Annotated in this window: 16 protein-coding genes; 10 read left to right on the forward strand and 6 right to left on the reverse strand. The window is 70.4% G+C overall.

The window, feature by feature from the left end; translation table 11 throughout:
• Positions 1-2 precede the first annotated feature (2 nt).
• The 3 genes from D7Y15_RS44595 (at position 3) to D7Y15_RS02410 (ending at position 4,086) form a co-directional block, all read left to right on the forward strand.
• Positions 3-1,748 carry a hypothetical protein gene (locus D7Y15_RS44595; protein WP_158624532.1) on the forward strand — a complete coding sequence of 582 codons (1,746 nt, stop codon included), beginning with the start codon at positions 3-5 and terminating at the stop codon, positions 1,746-1,748.
• Positions 1,749-1,888: 140 nt separating this feature from the next.
• A complete protein-coding gene (locus D7Y15_RS02405) occupies positions 1,889-3,595 on the forward strand; it encodes a serine/threonine-protein kinase (protein ID WP_121751583.1) in 1,707 nt (568 codons plus the stop codon).
• A gap of 8 nt (positions 3,596-3,603) precedes the next feature.
• On the forward strand, positions 3,604-4,086 hold the full coding sequence (locus tag D7Y15_RS02410; protein ID WP_121751584.1) for a hypothetical protein: 483 nt from the start codon (positions 3,604-3,606) through the stop codon (positions 4,084-4,086).
• 7 nt (positions 4,087-4,093) lie between these two features.
• Here the strand turns inward: D7Y15_RS02410 and D7Y15_RS02415 are convergent, their stop codons facing one another.
• Positions 4,094-4,879, reverse strand: a complete 786-nt coding sequence (locus D7Y15_RS02415; protein WP_120575134.1) for a transglycosylase domain-containing protein — start codon at positions 4,877-4,879, stop codon at positions 4,094-4,096.
• A 55-nt stretch (positions 4,880-4,934) separates the two neighbouring features.
• On the opposite strand from D7Y15_RS02415, the gene D7Y15_RS02420 reads away from it, so the two are divergent.
• Positions 4,935-5,627 carry an NAD-binding oxidoreductase gene (locus D7Y15_RS02420; protein WP_120575135.1) on the forward strand — a complete coding sequence of 231 codons (693 nt, stop codon included), beginning with the start codon at positions 4,935-4,937 and terminating at the stop codon, positions 5,625-5,627.
• Here the strand turns inward: D7Y15_RS02420 and D7Y15_RS02425 are convergent.
• A complete protein-coding gene (locus D7Y15_RS02425) occupies positions 5,621-7,261 on the reverse strand; it encodes a WD40 repeat domain-containing protein (RefSeq protein ID WP_121751585.1) in 1,641 nt (546 codons plus the stop codon). The two genes, D7Y15_RS02420 and D7Y15_RS02425, sit on opposite strands and share 7 nt — an antisense overlap.
• Entirely contained in the window at positions 7,258-9,402 is a 2,145-nt protein-coding gene (locus D7Y15_RS02430) for a penicillin-binding protein activator (protein ID WP_233596698.1), read from the reverse strand. Before D7Y15_RS02430 ends, D7Y15_RS02425 begins: the two co-directional genes overlap by 4 nt.
• A gap of 442 nt (positions 9,403-9,844) precedes the next feature.
• Here D7Y15_RS02430 and D7Y15_RS02435 point away from each other — a divergent pair, with 442 nt between their 5' ends.
• Positions 9,845-10,285: a hypothetical protein gene (locus tag D7Y15_RS02435; protein WP_233596699.1), complete on the forward strand. Its 441-nt coding sequence runs from the start codon at positions 9,845-9,847 to the stop codon at positions 10,283-10,285.
• Positions 10,286-10,295: 10 nt separating this feature from the next.
• Entirely contained in the window at positions 10,296-10,769 is a 474-nt protein-coding gene (locus D7Y15_RS02440; protein ID WP_120575138.1) for an SMI1/KNR4 family protein, read from the forward strand.
• Between the two features lie 49 nt (positions 10,770-10,818).
• Here D7Y15_RS02440 and dnaJ read toward each other — a convergent pair whose 3' ends face one another.
• Both dnaJ and D7Y15_RS02450 read right to left on the reverse strand, forming a co-directional pair.
• The gene (gene dnaJ, locus D7Y15_RS02445; protein ID WP_120575139.1) at positions 10,819-11,940 is read right to left on the reverse strand and encodes a molecular chaperone DnaJ; all 1,122 of its coding nucleotides are present in this window, start codon (positions 11,938-11,940) and stop codon (positions 10,819-10,821) included.
• Positions 11,941-12,067: 127 nt separating this feature from the next.
• Positions 12,068-12,508, reverse strand: a complete 441-nt coding sequence (locus tag D7Y15_RS02450) for a hypothetical protein (RefSeq protein ID WP_120575140.1) — start codon at positions 12,506-12,508, stop codon at positions 12,068-12,070.
• A 158-nt stretch (positions 12,509-12,666) separates the two neighbouring features.
• Here D7Y15_RS02450 and D7Y15_RS02455 point away from each other — a divergent pair, with 158 nt between their 5' ends.
• The 3 genes from D7Y15_RS02455 (at position 12,667) to D7Y15_RS02465 (ending at position 15,964) form a co-directional block, all read left to right on the forward strand.
• Positions 12,667-14,430: an ABC transporter ATP-binding protein gene (locus tag D7Y15_RS02455; protein WP_120575180.1), complete on the forward strand. Its 1,764-nt coding sequence runs from the start codon at positions 12,667-12,669 to the stop codon at positions 14,428-14,430.
• A gap of 45 nt (positions 14,431-14,475) precedes the next feature.
• Positions 14,476-14,949 (forward strand): hypothetical protein, encoded by a 474-nt coding sequence (locus tag D7Y15_RS02460; RefSeq protein WP_233596700.1) that lies wholly within the window; start codon positions 14,476-14,478, stop codon positions 14,947-14,949.
• A gap of 82 nt (positions 14,950-15,031) precedes the next feature.
• Positions 15,032-15,964, forward strand: a complete 933-nt coding sequence (locus D7Y15_RS02465; RefSeq protein WP_121751586.1) for a hypothetical protein — start codon at positions 15,032-15,034, stop codon at positions 15,962-15,964.
• Here the strand turns inward: D7Y15_RS02465 and D7Y15_RS02470 are convergent.
• On the reverse strand, positions 15,933-16,625 hold the full coding sequence (locus D7Y15_RS02470) for a hypothetical protein (protein ID WP_233596701.1): 693 nt from the start codon (positions 16,623-16,625) through the stop codon (positions 15,933-15,935). The genes D7Y15_RS02465 and D7Y15_RS02470 overlap by 32 nt on opposite strands.
• Before the next feature lie 145 nt (positions 16,626-16,770).
• Between D7Y15_RS02470 and D7Y15_RS02475 the strand changes: the two genes are divergently transcribed.
• On the forward strand, positions 16,771-17,532 hold the full coding sequence (locus D7Y15_RS02475; protein ID WP_120575143.1) for a hypothetical protein: 762 nt from the start codon (positions 16,771-16,773) through the stop codon (positions 17,530-17,532).
• Positions 17,533-17,534 lie beyond the last annotated feature (2 nt).

The raw sequence follows: 17,534 nt of genomic DNA on the forward strand, positions 1-17,534 counted from the left end.
CCATGCGGAACCTCTGGAAGGTCGGCGCGCTGAGCGCGGTGTTCGGTGCGGTGCTCAGCGTGGGCGGCTGCAGTGACTTCGACGCGGCCTATGAAAACTGTCAGGGCGAGGGCCGCTGCGGACCGCAGGCGAGCGGGGACGGTGGGGCGGACGCCGGTGACGCGGGCGACGGCGGTGTGGACGCCGGAGACCTGACGCCTCCCGAGTGCGGCGACGGCGGGGTGGACTACCCCGACCTGACGGGCTTCGACAACGACTGCGACGGCATCGATGGTGTCGCGGATGCGGGGTATTTCGTCGATCCAGCGGATGGCCAGGACGACGGCAACGATGGAACCCGCAAGAAGCCGTTCAAGACTCTGGACCGGGCCCTCCGGGAGATCCGCGACGGTGGCACGGGGCGCAACATCGTGTACCTGGGCACCGGCACGTACAACGAGTCAGCGCCCGTGGTGGACATGCCCGTTTCCCTTTACGGCGGATACACGTGGCGCAAGAACGGGAACCCCTATTGGGACCGGTTCCTGGATGGCGGCGGCACTACGTTCTTCGACGGCGGCACGCTCGCGTTCACGGTCGGAGCCGTGTCCGATGGAGTGGTGGTGCTGGATTCGCTGAACGTTGCCTCCGCTAACGGACTGAGCAACGGCGAGCCATCCATCGCTCTCCGGCTGAAAGACAGTGCTGCCATCCTTCTAACCAACGTCACGCTTGAGGCCGGGCGTGGCGGTGCGGGTGACCGTGGGCAGCAAGGTGAACGGGGATTCGATGGTGGGGCTGGTGGAAACGGAGGCGATGGCAGCGACCGGCGGACGTTAGGAGGACCTGCGGGTCAAGCCACCTGCACCACGTCAGCAGGAACTCCTGGAGGAGTCGGTGGTCAGGGGAACAGTGGTGTCGCGGGATACGATGGAGGCGTAGGCACTCCCAATACAGCAGGGGGACGCGGTGGCCCGCTGATCAGCGGCACTTGTGGCCTGTACTGCCAGTGCATCGTCCCTGACGGAGGAATCAGCGGCACCGTCGGCACCAATGGTGGGCCGGGCAGCCCTGGCGATGCGGGTTCTGCGGGAAGTGGAGATGGAATCATCGCCAACAGCACCTGGCAGGCCAACCAGAGCGGAACACCTGGAGCGGCAGGTAAGCCGGGGCAAGGTGGAGGTGGCGGCGGTGCCGGCGGAAGTTGCGATGCAAACGCCGTCGATGTCGCCAGCGGTGGCGCGGGCGGTGGAGGCGGAGCGGGAGGTTGTGGTGGATTGGGCGGCAGGGGAGGTCATGGAGGAGGCGCATCCATCGCGGTCCTCGCGACCAATGTGCACCTCCGCGTGCAGGGCACGGTCTCCTTGACGACCAGGGGCGGCGGAGAGGGAGGCATCGGAGGCGAAGGAGGTCCTGGGGGTCCGGGCGGGCCCGGTGGACAAGGCGGCAGTTTCAAGCTGCTGACCTCCAAGGAAGTCGTCACTCCCCCCGCTACTGGTCGTGACTACATCACTGAGAGCGGAGCTGGCGGCGACGGTGGAACCGGTGGAACCGGTGGCCATGGCGGCAGTGGTGGCGGCGGGGGTGGCGGCCCATCCGTCGCGCTGTGGTGCGAATCCGTCAGTTTCGAACTGGATGGCGGGGCTTTTTCGCCGCGTCCCGGTCCTGGTGGCGCGGGGGGTACCAGCACCGATGGACCGACTGGCAGCACAGGTTCGTCACTTGAATACAAGGGATGCGTCATCCCAGGCCTCACAGGAACGCCCTGACCCACCGCATCGCCCGCTGTGTGACACCAGCGGGTGAGAAAACGCGACCCGGGGGCAGGTGCCTGTTTGCTTGCCCGGCGTGCCCCGGGCCCTGACTTCGCTTCCCGGGATTTCACCTGTTACGCTCCCCCGCGGTGGAGATGTCATCCGAGTTGATCTGCGAAACCTGCGGCCTCACCGTTCCGTCCGAGACGGCGGTGTGCCCTCGCGATGGCACCGTCGTGCTGTCGTCGTTCCATCCGACTCCACCGGAACCGAAGGTCATCGTGGAGCACCCCGGTACTGAAGCCACCGCCATCACCGACCCCCTCATCGGCCTGAAGCTGGGCGAGTACGAGCTGCGCTCGCGCATTGGCGTGGGCGGCATGGGGCTCGTCTACGACGGCATCCAGCCCCTCATCGGCAAGCGCGTCGCCGTGAAGGTGCTGCGCCCCGAACTGGCGCACTCGTCCGAACAGGTGGCCCGCCTCCTCGCGGAGGCCCGCGCCGTCAACGCCATCCGCCACCGCGGCATCATCGACATCTTCGGCTTCGGCCAGCTCCCTGACGGCCGCCAGTACATCGTCATGGAGTACCTGGATGGCCAGCCGCTGGACGCCATCCTCGCGGAGAAGGGCCGCCTCCCCGTCCCGGAGGCCCTGTCCCTCCTGGATGAAGTGCTCGCCGCCCTGGGCGCCGCGCACGGCGCGGGCGTGGTGCACCGCGACCTGAAGCCCAGCAACATCTTCCTCGTGCGCCAGCCAGACGGCACGCGCTACGTGAAGCTGCTGGACTTCGGGCTCGCCAAGCGCGGCGAAGGGCCCACCGTCCGCACCGCGCAGACGCGCACCGACATGGTCGTCGGCACTCCGGAGTACATGGCGCCCGAGCAGGCCCGCGGCCAGTCCGTGGGCCCCATGACGGACCTGTACGCCATGGGTGTCGTCACCTTCGAGATCATCACCGGCCGGCTGCCCTTCATCGGCAGCTCCCCGGTGGACCTGCTCATGAAGCACGTGGAGGCGCGCCCGCCCCGGCCGTCGGAGTTCGTCCCCGACCTGCCGCCCGCGGTGGACGCCTTCATCCTGCAGATGCTCACCAAGGACCCGGAGACGCGCCCCGGCTCCGCGGATGCCCTGCGTCAGCACCTGTCCAAGCTGCGCCGCACCCTGCGGGCCACGCGCACCAATCCCACCGCGCCCGCACCCGTCGAGCCCACGCCGCCCAAGCCCGCAGTCGCCGTCAGCGACGCGGACGCGCGCCGCCCCACCACCCAGGTGCCGCCGCCCGTCCCGCCGGACGACCTGATGGTGCCGCAGGAAGAGTCGACCTCCCTGCGCCGCTTCGTCCCCATCGCCGTGGGCGCGGCCGTGCTGTTCGCCGCCGTGGGCGTGGTCATCGCCACGCGCGGGGGAAGCGAGGCGCCTCCGCCCGTCGTCGCCGTCGCCACTCCGCCGCCTCCCGCCCCGAAGGTGGAACCCACGCCGCCCCCGCCCGCGCCGGAGGTCGTCGCCGCGCCCGTGCAGGAGCCCGCTCCCGCGCCTGTCGTCGAGGAGCCCCCTGCGGCGAAACCGGTGCCGCCCGCCGTCAAGGCCGTGGCCGTGAAGACCGTCCGCGACGTCCCGGTGCCCAAGCGCACGGAGTCCTCGAGCGAGTCCGCCGTGAAGAACCTGATCCTCGACACCGTGAAGCAGGTCGAGAACAGCCCCCTGTACGCCGACAACAAGGTCCACAAGGGGCTCACCCAGCAGGCCGCCCTCAACTACCTGGACAAGCAGATCAAGCGGCTGGAGAACGCGGACGACGCGGCGGGCCGCGCGGATATCCTCAGCGAGCTCCGCGGCTGGAAGCAGCAGTACCTCAAGTAGCCCACGCCATGACCGCGCCCCCAGGTCCTGCGCTGCTCGCGGTGGACCTGGGCCTGCGCTGCGGGCTCGCGCGCTTCGGCGCGGACGGGCGGCTTCAGTGGTACCGCTCGCAGAACCTCGGCACGCACGCGCGGCTCAAGCGCGCGGTGCCCGCCGTGCTCCAGGACGCATCTCCGCTCGCGTGGCTCGTGCTGGAGGGCGGTGGCCCCATCGCGGAGGTCTGGGAGCGCGAGGCCCTGCGCCGCGCCCTGCCCGTGCTTCGCGTGGCCGCGGAGGACTGGCGCCACCGGCTGCTCTACGCACGGGAGCAGCGCAGCGGCTCGCTGGCCAAGGACGCCGCTGACGCACTCGCGCGGCGGGTCATCGACTGGTCCCACGCGCCCCGCCCCACCTCGCTGCGCCACGACGCCGCGGAGGCCATCCTGCTGGGCCTGTGGGGCGCGCTGGAGGTGGGCTGGCTTCCGCAGGTGCCCGCGGAAGTCCGGCGCTGACCGCCCGCTACTTCACCGACACGCACGCCACCGGCTGCGCGATGGCGTTGCGCGCGCGCTCCTCGCTCACCAGCGCGTAGCCCGCCAGGTCCTGCAACAGCATGTCGCGGTTCTGCCGGATGAGGCCCGCGTTCTTGCACGCCTTGATGTCGCCGTAATACCCGTACGGCGGCAGCGCGAGCTGCAGCTCCGCCAGCTCCGACAACTGGAGCTCTCCCAGCTCGCGGTGGAAGAGCTTGCGGGCCGCGTCCTCCACGCCGACGACGCCGCGCTCGAAGCGGATGATGGACAGGTCGTACGCGACGAGCTGATCCTTCTGGAAGAAGGCGTGCAGTCTGTGCGCGGCCACGGACAGCTGCAGGTCTCCCTCGATGCCCATCTCCCGCGCGATGCGCATGGCCAGCCGCCGCTCGCAGGCCCCGTCCCCTGGAGGCGCCGTGCCCAACGTCACGCCGGCGAACAGGCGCCACGCCCACGCGCGCCCATCCTCGCGCGGCGTCTGGAAATAGGTGGGGCACTCAATCTGGCGGATGTAGAGCGCCACCAGGTCCTTGGGCATCCGCGAGAAGTCCGGCCGCGTGAACGTCACCGCCGAGCGGTCCCGGATGCCCTGGTCCATCCGGCCGGCCAGGACACTCATCCGGTCGCCCTCGATGCGATGGCGCAGCTGGCTCTCGACGTCGAACTCGCTCTCCAGCCGCGGCAGCTTGCTGGCCGTGTAGAGGTACGTGATCGGAATCACCACGCCGGCCAGGCCGACGAGGAACATGAACAGCCAGAACACGGTCTTCACGGGCACGACTCTAGCAGGGCAGGCACGTGCCAGGAGGACGGGTTAGAAAGTCCCCATGAGCGACTGGCACACAGCCACCGTCACCGCCCGCACCCCCGCGGCGGATGGCCTCACCGATTGGGTGCTCGACATCGGCGGGACGCCGCTCGTGGGCTCGCACGCCCATCCGGGACAGTACGTGCAGCTGCGCCTTCCCGGTGGGCAGCCGGGCATGTTCGCCATCGCCTCGCCGCCCGCCCTCAACAGCACGCGGTGGGAGTTCCTCCTCAAGGACGAAGGCACGCTGCCGTCCGCGCTCCTGCACCTGCCGCTGGGCGCGCACGTGGAGGTGACGCGTCCGGCGGGCCCCGGCTTCCCCATGGAGAAGGCGCGCGGCCGCGACCTGCTGCTGTTCGCCAGCGGCTCCGGCATCTCCGCCATCCGCCCCGTCATCGCCGCCGTGCGACAGGAGCGCGGCGCGTATGGCCGGGTGACGCTGTACTTCGGCGCGCGCACGGCGGGCGGCTTCGCGTACCAGCACGAACTGCAGCAGTGGCTGGAGGACGGCGTGCGCGTGCTGTGCACCGTGAGCCGCCCCGGCGCCAGCGGCTGGCAGGGCCTCACCGGCTACGTGCAGGCCCACCTGGGCGAGGAGCCGCTGGAACACGCCATCGCGTTCGTGTGCGGCCCGTCGGACATGGTGCAGGACGTGATGGCCCAGCTGGCCCAGCGCGGCGTTCCGCGCAGCGCCGTGTTCCTCAACTACTGAGCCGCGCGCGTCTCGACCGCGGGGGACGCGTAGCGCACGCCCACCACCACCGCCGCCGGGTCGCTCTCCTGGCTGCCGGTGGCCTTCTGCGGCGTCCACGCGGCCACGCCCAGTTGATGCCCCTCTGGCGAGAAGCGCACGCGCCGCACGGACCAGCCGAACTCCAGCTCACCCGCCGCTTCCGGCGCGCCCTCGGCGAAGAGATACACGCGCCGGTCCCATCCGCCCGACGCCAGCGAGCGTCCATCCGGCGCGATGGCAGCGGTGGACACCACGCCGTGGTGCAGCTCCCACTTGCGCAGCACCTGACCGGAGGCCGCGTCCACCAGCGCGCCCGCGTTCCACGGGCCCTGGGGCTCCTGGATGCCCTTGCGCTCGCGCTCGTACACCGTGCGGTTGCGCTCCGCCTTCTCCTGGCTGAAGGCCACGCCCAGCCGCTTTCCCCGCGCGTCCACGGTGACGTCGTTGACGTGCGCCGGGAAGGTGAAGTCCAGCCGCGGCGTGAGCGTCCGTGCCATCGCCGTGCTCGCCCCTTCCGGAGCGCCGCCCTTGAGCGTGAGCACCGCCTCCGCCGTCGTCTCGTCGAAGACCGTGTCCACGCGCTCGGCGAAGGGCGCGCCCAGCACGCCCTGGCTGCCCTGCGGCACGCACGCGTCACACACCGCCACGTCCACGCCCGGCAGCGTCAGCTGCTTGAAGCGCAGCGTGCGTCCACGCGACAGCCGCGCCACGGTGTTGCCCAGCGCGCCCGGCACGGTGACGGTGTCCTTCAGGAACGCCACGTCGATACCGGACGCCGTGGCCGCCGCCGTGGTGAGCACCACCACCGGCGTGCGCGAATCCAGCGCCAGCACCACCGGCGGCCCGCTGTCCACGCGGCCCTGCACCGCAGCGAAGCCGCCGCGCCGCTCGAAGTGCGTGCGCGCCACATCCGGCTTCAGCACCTGCTCCGGCGTGTCCGACGCGCGCACGTGCCCGTCCCAGCCGCCCGAGTACAGCGTCCCGTCCGCCGCGAACGCCAGCGCGCTCACCGGCCCCACGTGCAGCCGCGCCTCCGCGCCGAACGACAGCTCCGGCACGGACAGCAGGGACACCAGGCCCTGCGCGCTGCCCACCGCCAGCCACTTGCCATCCGGGTGGAAAGCCACCGACACCAGCGGCTCCTCCGTGGCGAGCGCCACCACCTGCGAGCCCGTCGCCGCGTCGAAGAGCTGCACCGCGCCGCTGCGGCTCACCGTGGCCACGCGCGAGCCGTCCGGCGAGAACGTCACGCCCTCCAGGTCGTACTGCTGGACGTTGACCGAGGGATCCGCGCGCATCACCGGCGCGCGGGCGTCACCGGACTTCGCCGCGGCGGGCGACAGGTCCCAGATGGAGACGTGGTACGCATTGTCCCCCAGGCGCGTGTACGCCACGCGCTGGCCGCGCGGCGCGAAGTCCAGCGCCCAGATGAAGTCCTTGCGGTTGAGGACGGTGGGTTCCGCGTCGAAGCCCTCCACCGTGCCGGAGAGGAAGCCTCCGGACGTGGACTCCAACCGTCCCAGCGTGTCCGGCGCCAGGCCCACGGCGGTGTGCGCGCAGCCCGTGAGCGTCAGCACGCCCGCGAGGACGAAGCCCCCGGTGCGCTGTCTCATGAACCCGACCCGCGGACGGCGGCCTTCTCCTTGTCCACGTTGATCTCGTTCACGCCCTTGTTGTCCACGGACAAGAGGAACAGCTGCTTGTCCGCTTCACGCTTGTCGTTGAACGAGGTGCGGCCGGTGGCGCCGTCGAAGTCCTTCAGTCCCGCCAGGGCCTCGCGCATCGCCGCGCGCGTGTTGGGCCGCTGCTTGTCCAGCACCTGCCGCACCATGCGCGCCGAGTCGTAGCCGATGGCCTCCAGCAGGCCCGGGTCCCGGCCCGTCTCGCGGTACGCGTCGCGGTAGCTCTTCACGAACTTCTGCGTGGCCGGCCGCTGCGAGTCCACGAAGAAGCCGTCCACGTACACCGAGCAGGTGACGAACTTGCCGCCGCGCTCCAGGAGCTCCGGCAGGCCCGAGCGGCCCTTGGGGCTGGACCACTGGTTGGTGCCGAAGAGCGTGACGGTCTTCAGGTCCTTCTTGCCCGTCGTCTTGCGGATGCGCTCCAGGTCGCGCGGGTCGCACGCGTTGGTGACGATGTCCTCCACCGCGAGCGCGGGCGTCACCAGGCTCACCCGGCGCCAGTCGTCCGGGATGAAGAGGCCCTCGAAGTCGATGATGGGCTCCACGCCGCTGCGTGCCTTCTCCATGGCCTTGCGGCGGCGGTACGCGTCCGTGATCTTCTCGCCCTGCACGTCGCGCACGGCCTCCGCGTAGTCGCCGCGGTCCTCCAGGTAGTAGCGGCCCACCAGGCGCTTCGCTTCACCGGTGAACGTGGTCTGGTCGTACGAGTACGACTCCGCGCCGCGCATCACGCCGCCGCGTGACACCACGTCGTCCCAGAACTCGTTCGCCAGCTCCACACCGTAGGGGATGTTCGGGTAGAGCACCGCGAAGCGCTTGTAGCCCTTCACGTTCATCGCGTAGTCCGCGATGGCGCGCGCCTGCGCGGAGTTCGTCAGCATGTTGCGGAAGACGTACGGGCCAATGTCCGTGATGCCCTCCTGACGGCTCAGCGTCAGCAGCGGCACCTGGAGCTCCTCCGCCAGCAGCGCCGCGCGCTTGGTGTCGTCCACCAGCAGCGGGCCCAGGGCCGCGATGGCGCCGTCGTCGAACGCGAGCTGCTCCATCGCCGTGCCCGTCTTGTTGACGTCGCCCTGCGTGTCCTTCACCACCAGCTCGATGTCGCTGCCCTGCAGGCCCAGCTTCACGCCGCGCAGCACCGCCTCGCCGATGGGCTGGTAGCGGCCCGACATGGGCAGCAGCACCGCCACGGTGCGCGGACGCACCTCCACGCGGCGGGTGGCGCGCGCGAGCAGCTCCTTGGCCTGCGGCGCGAAGGTGCTGTTGGGCGCATCTCGCAGGAACGTCTGGAGCGTCTCCTCCAGGCGGGACCAGTCGCGCAGGTGGTAGTAGATGCGCGCCAGCTTGAACTGGAGCACCGGCCACGCGGGGTTGGACGGGGACAGCCCCTCCTGCACGCGGGCGATGTCGAGGAAGCTGGCGCGGCCCTCCACCAGCTGCTCCACCTTCTTCACCGCGGCGGCCTTCTCCTCATCCGTCCGGGCGTCGCCCGCTTCCTTCACCGCGGAGGACAGCGCCTGCGTGTACAGGCCCGCGCCTTCCGCCGCGCGCGCGGCCTCCCTCAGCAGCTGCTCCTTCTCCGCGCCCTCCGCGCGCTCCGCCAGGCTGGTGAGCGTCTGGTACGCGTCGCGGTAGGCGCCCACCTCCATGGCGGAGACGGCCAGCTTGTGCTTGGCGTCATCGGCCTGGGCGTAGAGGGGGTTCTCGAAGAGCAGCTCGTTGAAGCTCTTGCGCGCGTTCGCGTAGTCCCTCGCCTCGAAGTAGAGGACGCCCGCGTTGTAGAGCGCGTCCTGGCCGGCGGTGGTGGCGGGGTACGCCTTGCGCACGGACAGGTAGGCCTCCGCGGCCTGCTTCTTGTCCGGGTTCGACTGCGCCTGGGTGCGGGCCTGCGCGAGCGCGGCATTCGCGGTGGCGTCCTGCTTCACCTCCACGCGCGGGCGATCGGGCTGGGTGGAGTCACCCCCGGAGGTGTCGTCCCGGCTGTCAGTACGGGAAGGCGTCTTGGGGCAGGCGGTCAACGTCAGGGCCAGCGCGGCGACGAGCGCGCGGCGCGATGCGGAGAGGACTTCCATGGCGAGGTGCATAGCAGCGCGGGTGCGGCTCCGTCGACACTTGAGCGGGGGGAAGATTCCCCTGGAACGTCCGCTTCAGTGCACCGCGCATGCCCGCGTGCGTCACCGAGGGGAAACCCCTGCCCTCCCCACTCCGTGCGGCCCCGGAGCCACGCCACCGCGTGGCCCCGGCCGCACGCCCGGCGGGCGACCATGGACACATCACGTCGCAGGTCGCGGACGATCTAACATCGTGGCCGTGGAACCCCACTCTTCCAGGTCCCCGCGATGGAGCATCCTCGCCATGGTGGCCCTGGTGCTTGCCTCCACGGCTTGCGGCTCGATCACCCCCTCATTGGTGGGCCCTGGTCGGAAGTGGGTGGGCCCCCAGGTAGCCGTTCCCGGAGGGGGCCATTTCCGCACGGTCATCCACTATGGCCCATGGCAATGCAGACCCACGTTCATGCGCTCCTGCGAGAGCAAGTGCGCGGCGACGGGCAATGTGCTCATGGGGTGCATCTGGCTGGCGGACATCAAGATGGACTTCGAAGGGCCTGTTGTCCACGCGGGCAGCCGATACGGCGTGACGCACTGCTGCTGCAACTACACCCCCGTTGCACCGGCCATGACACGAGCGAGCCGCAGTCGCTGGAACAACATCCGCGACACCTTCCGTCGTGAGTGGGCGAAGCGCATGGGGGCCTGGCCGAGCGACGCGGGCGGTACACCCTGGCAGGGGCACCACGTCTTCGACCTGGGTCATGGTGGCAACCCTGTCGACTGGGACAACGTGATTCCGCTGCCCCAGGACCTCCACCAGTACGTCACGGACTCCTATGGCCAGTGCTATGCCGGAGCGCCGCCGTGGAATGGCGTGGGAGTCGATTATCCCTATGGCGAATGAGCCAGACCCGATGAACGCGATGCTGCTGGAGATTTCCCAGCGGCATTTTCCGAATCCGCCCGCTACGGCCGAGCAGATCGAAGCCTTCGAGCAGCGGGTGGGTTGGAGGTTGGATCCGGACCTGCGTGCGTTCTACCTGCACTGCGACGGCGCGGATCTCTTCGACCACATCGATCCCCCGTTTCGATTCCATCCGCTCGCGCAAATCGTCCGCGCGCGCGTCGCGATCCGCGGGAAGGACACCGACGACAGAGGACCCGCTGACTGGTGGTCCATCTGCGCGGTCAAGGACGGCAACTGCATCATCCTGGATGTCGGTTCCGCACGAGCTGGCCGATATCCACTTCGCGATGGCTATCGCGAGATGTTTCCCGATCCCGAATATTGCCCGGAGATCGCCAGCACCTTCGCGAACTTCATAGAGGGGGCGCTTCGAAGCAATGGCGACTGGTTCTGGCTGACAAGCCAGCCTCCGTCGCCATGAACGACGCTTCCCTTCTCCTCCACGGGAGAAGGGAAACGTCGCAGGTGAATCAGCCGAAGAGTTCCTTCACCTTGTCGAAGAAGGTCTTCGACTGGGGATGGGTCTCCTCGCCGGACACCTCCGCGAAGCGCTCCAGCAGCTCGCGCTGCTTGGAGGACAGCTCCGTGGGCGTTTCGATGATGACGCGCACGTGCTGATCCCCGCGCTGCTGGCTGTGCAGGTGCGGGATGCCCTTGCCCTTCAGGCGGAACACCTTGCCGGACTGGGTCCCCTGCGGAATGGTCATCTTCACCTTGCCGTCCAGCGTGGGCACGTCGATCTTCGCGCCCAGCGCCGCCTGCGTGAAGGACACCGGCACCTCGCAGAAGACCTCGTACTCCTCGCGCTGGAACAGCGGGTGCTCGCGCACGATGACCGTCACGTACAGGTCACCCGGGGGCGCGCCCCGGTCTCCCGGCTCGCCCATGCCGGACAAACGCACGCGCGTGCCGTTGTCCACGCCGCCCGGGATGGCGACCTCGATGACCTCTTCCGACGGCGTCTTCCCAGAGCCCCGGCACTTGGCGCACGGATCCGGAATGGTGGCGCCGGAACCGCCGCAGTCACCGCACGGCCGCGACACCGCGAAGAAGCCCTGCGAGTAGCGCAGCTCCCCGCTGCCGCCGCACGCCGCGCACTGCCGGGGCGCCGCGCCGCTCTTGCTGCCGGAGCCGGAGCAGGTCTCGCACTTCTTCGGACGGGGGATGGTCACCTTCGGGCGGCAGCCGAACGCCGCCTCCTCGAAGCTGATCTCCAGGTTGTAGCGCAGGTCCGCGCCCCGGCTCTGACGCTGCCGGCCACGCCCGCCGCCACCCCCGAAGATGTCGCCGAAAATCTCTCCGAAGATGTCGTTGATGTTGACGCCCTGGAAGCCGCCGCCCGCGTCCCCGAAGGGATTGCCCGCGTGTCCGAAACGGTCGTACTTCGTGCGCCTGTCTGGATCGCTCAGGACCTCGTAGGCCTCCGAGGCTTCCTTGAACTTCTCCTCGGCCTCGTGGTTCCCGGGGTTGCGGTCCGGGTGGTACTGCAACGCGACCTTCCGGAACGCGCTTTTCAGGTCCTGCGCCGTAACGCTCTTCTGGACGCCGAGGACTTCGTAGTAGTCGCGCTTCTGCCCTGCGGCCCCTGCCATTGAATCGAACCCCTGGAATTTGCTGGCGTTTTCAAGCTGCGTAGAGAATCGGAGTCACTATAACGCAGCGAAACACGCCAGCAATCCAGGCCGGGGTCCAACCCTGTGTGACGCAGGGGGTCTGCCGCTACACGGTCCAGACACGGTTGACCGTCAGCTCCATGCGGGCGAGCCGGCGCTTGAGGGCCGGGTCCACGGGGCCGTTCATGGACCACTTGGGGACCACGAAGTGCAGCTCCGCGTTGTAGAGCTTCGCGGCGCTCGCCAGCAGGCTCCAGCGGTTCTCCGCGGTCGGATCATCCACCATGCCCGGGGTGACGATCTCCAGGATGATGGGCGTGCGGGCGGAGTCGGACTGGCGACAGGTGAAGTCCGGCCGGTGGTCCTCGATGGTTCCGGAGAGCACGGGCGGCGGCATGAAGCCAGGGAGCCGGGCCTTGATGTCCGAGTAACCAATGGTCCGGAAGTACTCGGCCATCAGCCAGAGCAGACGGCGGCGATCTTCGTCATCCACGACCGACTCGCAGCCGGGATTGAACAGGACTTCTTTCTCAGTGTTGGTTTCCATGGCGCATCTCAAGCTGTCCGCGTGTGTGGGATGCGGCAACGCAGGCGGGCGCGAGCGCTCCCTGACCGGCCGTGGGGCGGGCGGCCATGCACGCGCGCTTCCCACTTCCCTTTCACTTGGACGACACCGTCGCCTCGGTGACAGAGTGCGCCCCCTCCGTGGCCCCCCGTCCCTCCGCGCACGTCTATCGCCGGCTCCTGGGCTACCTGAGCCCGTACCGCCGGTTGCTTCTCGCGGGCACGCTCGCCTCGCTCACCGCCGCGGCCGCTACCGCCGCGTACGCGTGGATCGTCGGGCCCCTGCTGCGCGCCGTCCTCACCGGCGCCCCCGTCACCGTCGCGGGGATGACCCTGGCGCCGGAGGCCCTGCTGTCCCGGCTGCCCCTGCTGGTCGTCGCGGTGGCGCTGGTGAAGGCCACCGCCCAGTTCCTTCAGGGGGGCCTGATGCAGCGGTTGGGCCAGCGGGTGATGGCCGACCTGAGGGGCTTCCTCTATGGCCGCCTGCTCGCCCAGCCTCCGGCTTTCTTCGAGCAGCGCCACTCTGGCGAACTTGTCTCCCGGTTCACCTCGGACGTACCCCTGGTGGAGTTCTCCGTCACCCAGGCGCTGTCATCGTACGTAAGGGATGGGCTCCAGATTTGCGCACTGCTGGCGACCTGCTTCCTCATCGACGCGAAACTCTTTCTCTTCACGTTCGTCGTCGTGCCCGTGACGGTGGTGCCGGTGAGCCGCTTCGCGCGGTCGCTCAAGAAGGTGGCCACCCGCTCGCAGGCCAACCTGGGCGCGCTCAGCGCCATCACCGCCGAGCAGCTGCAGAACCTCCCCGTGGTGCAGGCCTACGGCACGGTACCCCGCGCGCTGGAGTCCTTCGACGCGGAGGCGGAGGCGTACCTCACGGAGATGCGCCGCTCGCTCTTCATCCGCGGCGCCTTCAGCCCCACGGTGGAGCTGTTGGGCATCGTCGGCGTGGCGGTGGCGGTGGCGTGGGGCGCTCGCGCGGTGTCCATGGACCCGACGCTGGCCGGGCGGCTCCTGTCCTTCATGGCGGCGGCGCTGCTGCTCTACCAGCCGGTGAAGTCACTGAGCGGCACGCTGTCCCAGGTGCTCACCGGGCTGGCGGCGGCGGAGCGCCTGTTCTCCCTCGCGGACTCGCCGGTGCCACCGGACGTGGGCGCGGAGGCCCCTCCCCTGTCGCGCGCCCTGGAGCTGTCCGGCGTGCGCGCCACCTACTCGGACGGACGCGAGGCCCTGAAGGGCGTGGACCTGACGATTCCCGCCAGCGCGCGCGTGGCGCTGGTGGGCCCGTCCGGCGCGGGCAAGACGACGTTGTTCTCCGTGCTGCTGGGCTTCCTGCCGCCGAGCGGCGGTGAAGTGAAGTGGGACGGCGTGCCGCTGTCCTCGCTCAAGGCGTCCAGCGTGCGCGCGCAGATGGCGTGGGTGCCGCAGGAGCCGGTGCTCTTCTCCGGCACCGTGCGCCACAACCTGCGCCTGGGCCAGCCGGACGCGACGGACGACGCGCTGTGGGAAGCGCTGCGGCTGGCGCACGCGGAGGACTTCGTGCGGGCGCTGCCCGGCGGCCTGGATGAGCCCGTGGGCGAGCGGGGCAGCCGCCTGTCCGGCGGACAACGGCAGCGGCTGGCACTGGCGCGCGCGTTCCTGCGCCGCCCGTCACTGCTGCTGCTGGATGAGCCCACGAGCGCCCTGGACGCCACCAGCGAGGCTGCGGTGGGCGCGGGGCTCCAGGCGCTGATGAAGGGCCGCACGGTGCTGGTCATCGCGCACCGGCTCAGCACCGTGCGCGACGCGGACCTCATCGCCGTGGTGGAGGGCGGACAGGTGGTGGAGGCCGGCACGCACGAGCAGCTGCTCGCGCTGCGGGGCCGCTATGCGCGCCTGTTGGGCGAAGGCGCCGTCGCCGCCTGAACGCCGCCCCGCGGGGCCATGGCCTTCGCTTCCGAAGAGGTGTTCATGGGTCCCGTGCCCATTCGCTCCACGCCATCGCTGACCTTGCGCGACCGGGCACGCCCTGCGAGCCTTCCGCCCTGGCCCATGCCCCAGACGCCGCCCCGCGAACGAGAGCCGCTGTCGCTCAACGCGCTCCTGCTGGTGCCCGCCCTGCTGCTGGCCGCGGGCGCGTGCGTCGCGGTGGCCGCCCGGCACTTCGCGCTGGCCGCCGCGTTCACCGGCACGCTGGTGCTCGTCCCGCTCGTCTTCCGGCTGTGGACGCGGCCCTGGTACCGGGGGCTCGTGCTGCGCGGCCTGGGCCTGTTCATCGCGGGCATGCACCTGCCCATGCTCACCGGTGGCGTGCTCGCCTACGGGCGCATCGGCTGCGAAGGCGCGGACTGCGGCCAGACACTTCTCTGGAGCATCGTGCTGGCTCCCGTGGCCGGCGCCGTCTGCTCTGTCGTGTACTGGCTCGTGGGCCGTCCCCCCGTCTGAATTACAAGGAATCACAGACCCCCTATTCTCACTGGAAATGCTTGTTCCAGTCAGACCTCACGTCGCGCCCGGACCGTTCGTCGTGGCGTTGGCAGTCCCCACCACGGTGTGCGTGCTGGGGAGCACGCTGCCGGTGCTCCTGGGCAGTCCCGCCGGCCTGATGAGCGTGGTGAGCTCCGCGGGGCCCTTCGCGGCGCTGCTGGTGCTGACGCTGGTGGTGGAGGTGCCCCTGCTCATGCTGGCGACGGGCTCCACGCTGATGGGCCGCACGGTGCCGCTGGCGGTGATGGTGGGCATGGCGACGGTGCCGTGGACGCTGGGGCTCTTGGGCACGGAGGTGGCGCTGGAGCGGATGCAGGTGGCGCTGCCGATGGTGTCCGCCACGGACGCGGGCATCGCGTTGACGGCGGGCCTGGGCAAGGCGATGGCGCCCCGGCTGCTGGGGGCCTGGACGAGCGCGGTGCTGCTGGGCGCGCTGTCGGTGGCGTTGGGCATGGCGCGCTACAACACGGCGCGCGCGGTCCACGACAACACGCGCCGCAGCCTGCTGCTGGGCAGCCTGGTGTCCGCGGCGCTGGCGGGCATGGCGGTGGTGGGCACGCTGGAGGCGCACCATCTCTTCACGTTGCTGTCCAAGCTGTCGCGGGCCCCCGGCTCGCTCCGCCCGGACCTGATGGCGGAGGGCATGGCGCAGGCGGCGCGGCTGCGCACGGTGCGCTGGAGCTGCTTCTCCTGTCTGCTGGTGCTGGGCTTCGCCTGGCTGATGACGTACCGAGCGGCGGAGGCCCGGCGGACCCGCGCGCTGGATTGGGTGGGCGGCCTGGTGCTCACCGCCGCGGTGGCCGTGCTGCTGGTGCTGGACGCGCACCCGCTGCACACCACGCTGGGCCCGGAGCGCGTCACCACCGGCCGCAGGACGTCCGGCCCCGTTCCCACCGACGCGGACGTGACACACCTGATGGGCGAGCGCTCGCCCGTGCGGCTCAGCTTCCCCGCGTCAGCACGTACAGCATGACGAGCCCCACCACGACGGCGAAGCCGAAGACGGCCACCATCACCAGCCCCTCCGACTTGCGCACCACCGGGGGCAGGACCTCGTTGGGCAGCGGCTGACCGTGCCGCAGCACCAGCGGCTCCGGCTCCGGGGCCACCCGCGGCGCGGGCGCTGAAGCGACGGCGGCGGGAGCGGCTTCGCGCGGAGGCGGCGCCACCGGCGTGAAGGTCACGGTCCGGGTGGCGACGGTGTCCCGCGTGCCGGGGTTGCGGCCTGACGGGTCCGCCAGGTGCTCTGGCGACGTGACGCTGGACATCTCCAGCCCCTCGCGAGCGAGCGCCAGCACGCGCTGCATGTGCAGGATGTAACGGTCCTGGCCCTCGTAGGTGGCGAGCGCCTGCGCGGCGCGCACCAGCCGCTGCGGCACCAGCTCCGGGTCCGCGCGCACCTCCGTGGACACGGGCCGCGCCTCGCCGGCTTCCACCCGGCCCGTGCGCACGCCCTGTCCGCTGGCCCAGATGCAGTGTTCATCCAAGAGCGTCAGCTCCTGGCGGCGCACCCGGCCGTCCTCGTCCACCAGGGACATCAGCTCCGCGCCCTGGGGAGACAGGTGCCAGACGGTGCGCAGGCCGTTCTCCCCCAGCGGTCCTTCCACCGCGCGAGCGCGGTAGAGTTCCTGCATCGCGGACTTCAAGGGGTCGGACGAAGTTTCCACGGCCATGACTGCCGCAGAGTAGGGGCGCCGCGCCCGAAACGGAAGCGACGCCCGCTCCGGTGTGATTGCCCCGTGCGTGGATGCCCGCCTTGTGCCTACCGTCCATTCCACGATGAGCCGTTCCAAGAACCGAGCCCCCGACTTCATCCGCCAGTTCGAGGGTGCACAGACGCTCGACGGACTGCTGGAGCTGGCTGGCAGTCCCTGCGACACCGCCGACGTGCTCGAGCGCATGCAGGAGGCGCGCGCGGAAGGCGCCGATGCCGGCCAGGTGATTCCCACCCTCTTCGACGGGGAGCCCCGCTTCCCGGACCCGGAGCTGGCGCGCCGCCTGTACCAGAACCTGCTGGGGCTCTGGGACGTGGTGCTGGAGGGAAAGACGGTGCGGCCGGAGGACGGCCCCCGCCCGCCGCGCCCGAAGAAGGAGCGGCTGCAGCCACCCACGCCCTTCCATCCGGACGACCCCTCCAGCGAATTCGTGGAGGCCGCCTGGCGTTACCTGGAGGACGACGACAAGGCGCGCACGCGGCTGATGCATGCCTACGAGAACCGGCAGGACAGCCTGCTGGGTGCGCTTGACGCCGCTGGCCTCACGGACGAAGGTTATGGGGTCGCCCGCCACCTGCTCTTCGAGCTGCACTCCATGCTGGAGCTGGGCTGGCCGCCGGGGCTCTCGGCCGTGGATGCCAGGGCCCTGGACAGGGAGCCGGATGCGCCGCCCGCGCCGGATGCCCTCCAGGAGTACGTGACGGAAGCGCTGTTCGAGGCGGAGCAGGACGAGGAGCACCCCCTCGCCCCCGAGGAGCTGGCGCAGGTGCGCACCCTCGTCCGGCGGGGACTGGTCGCGCTGTGGCGCGCCCGCAAGGGGAGATGAAG

This window comes from Corallococcus sp. AB030, assembly GCF_003668965.1.
GTDB classification, from domain to species: domain Bacteria; phylum Myxococcota; class Myxococcia; order Myxococcales; family Myxococcaceae; genus Corallococcus; species Corallococcus exiguus.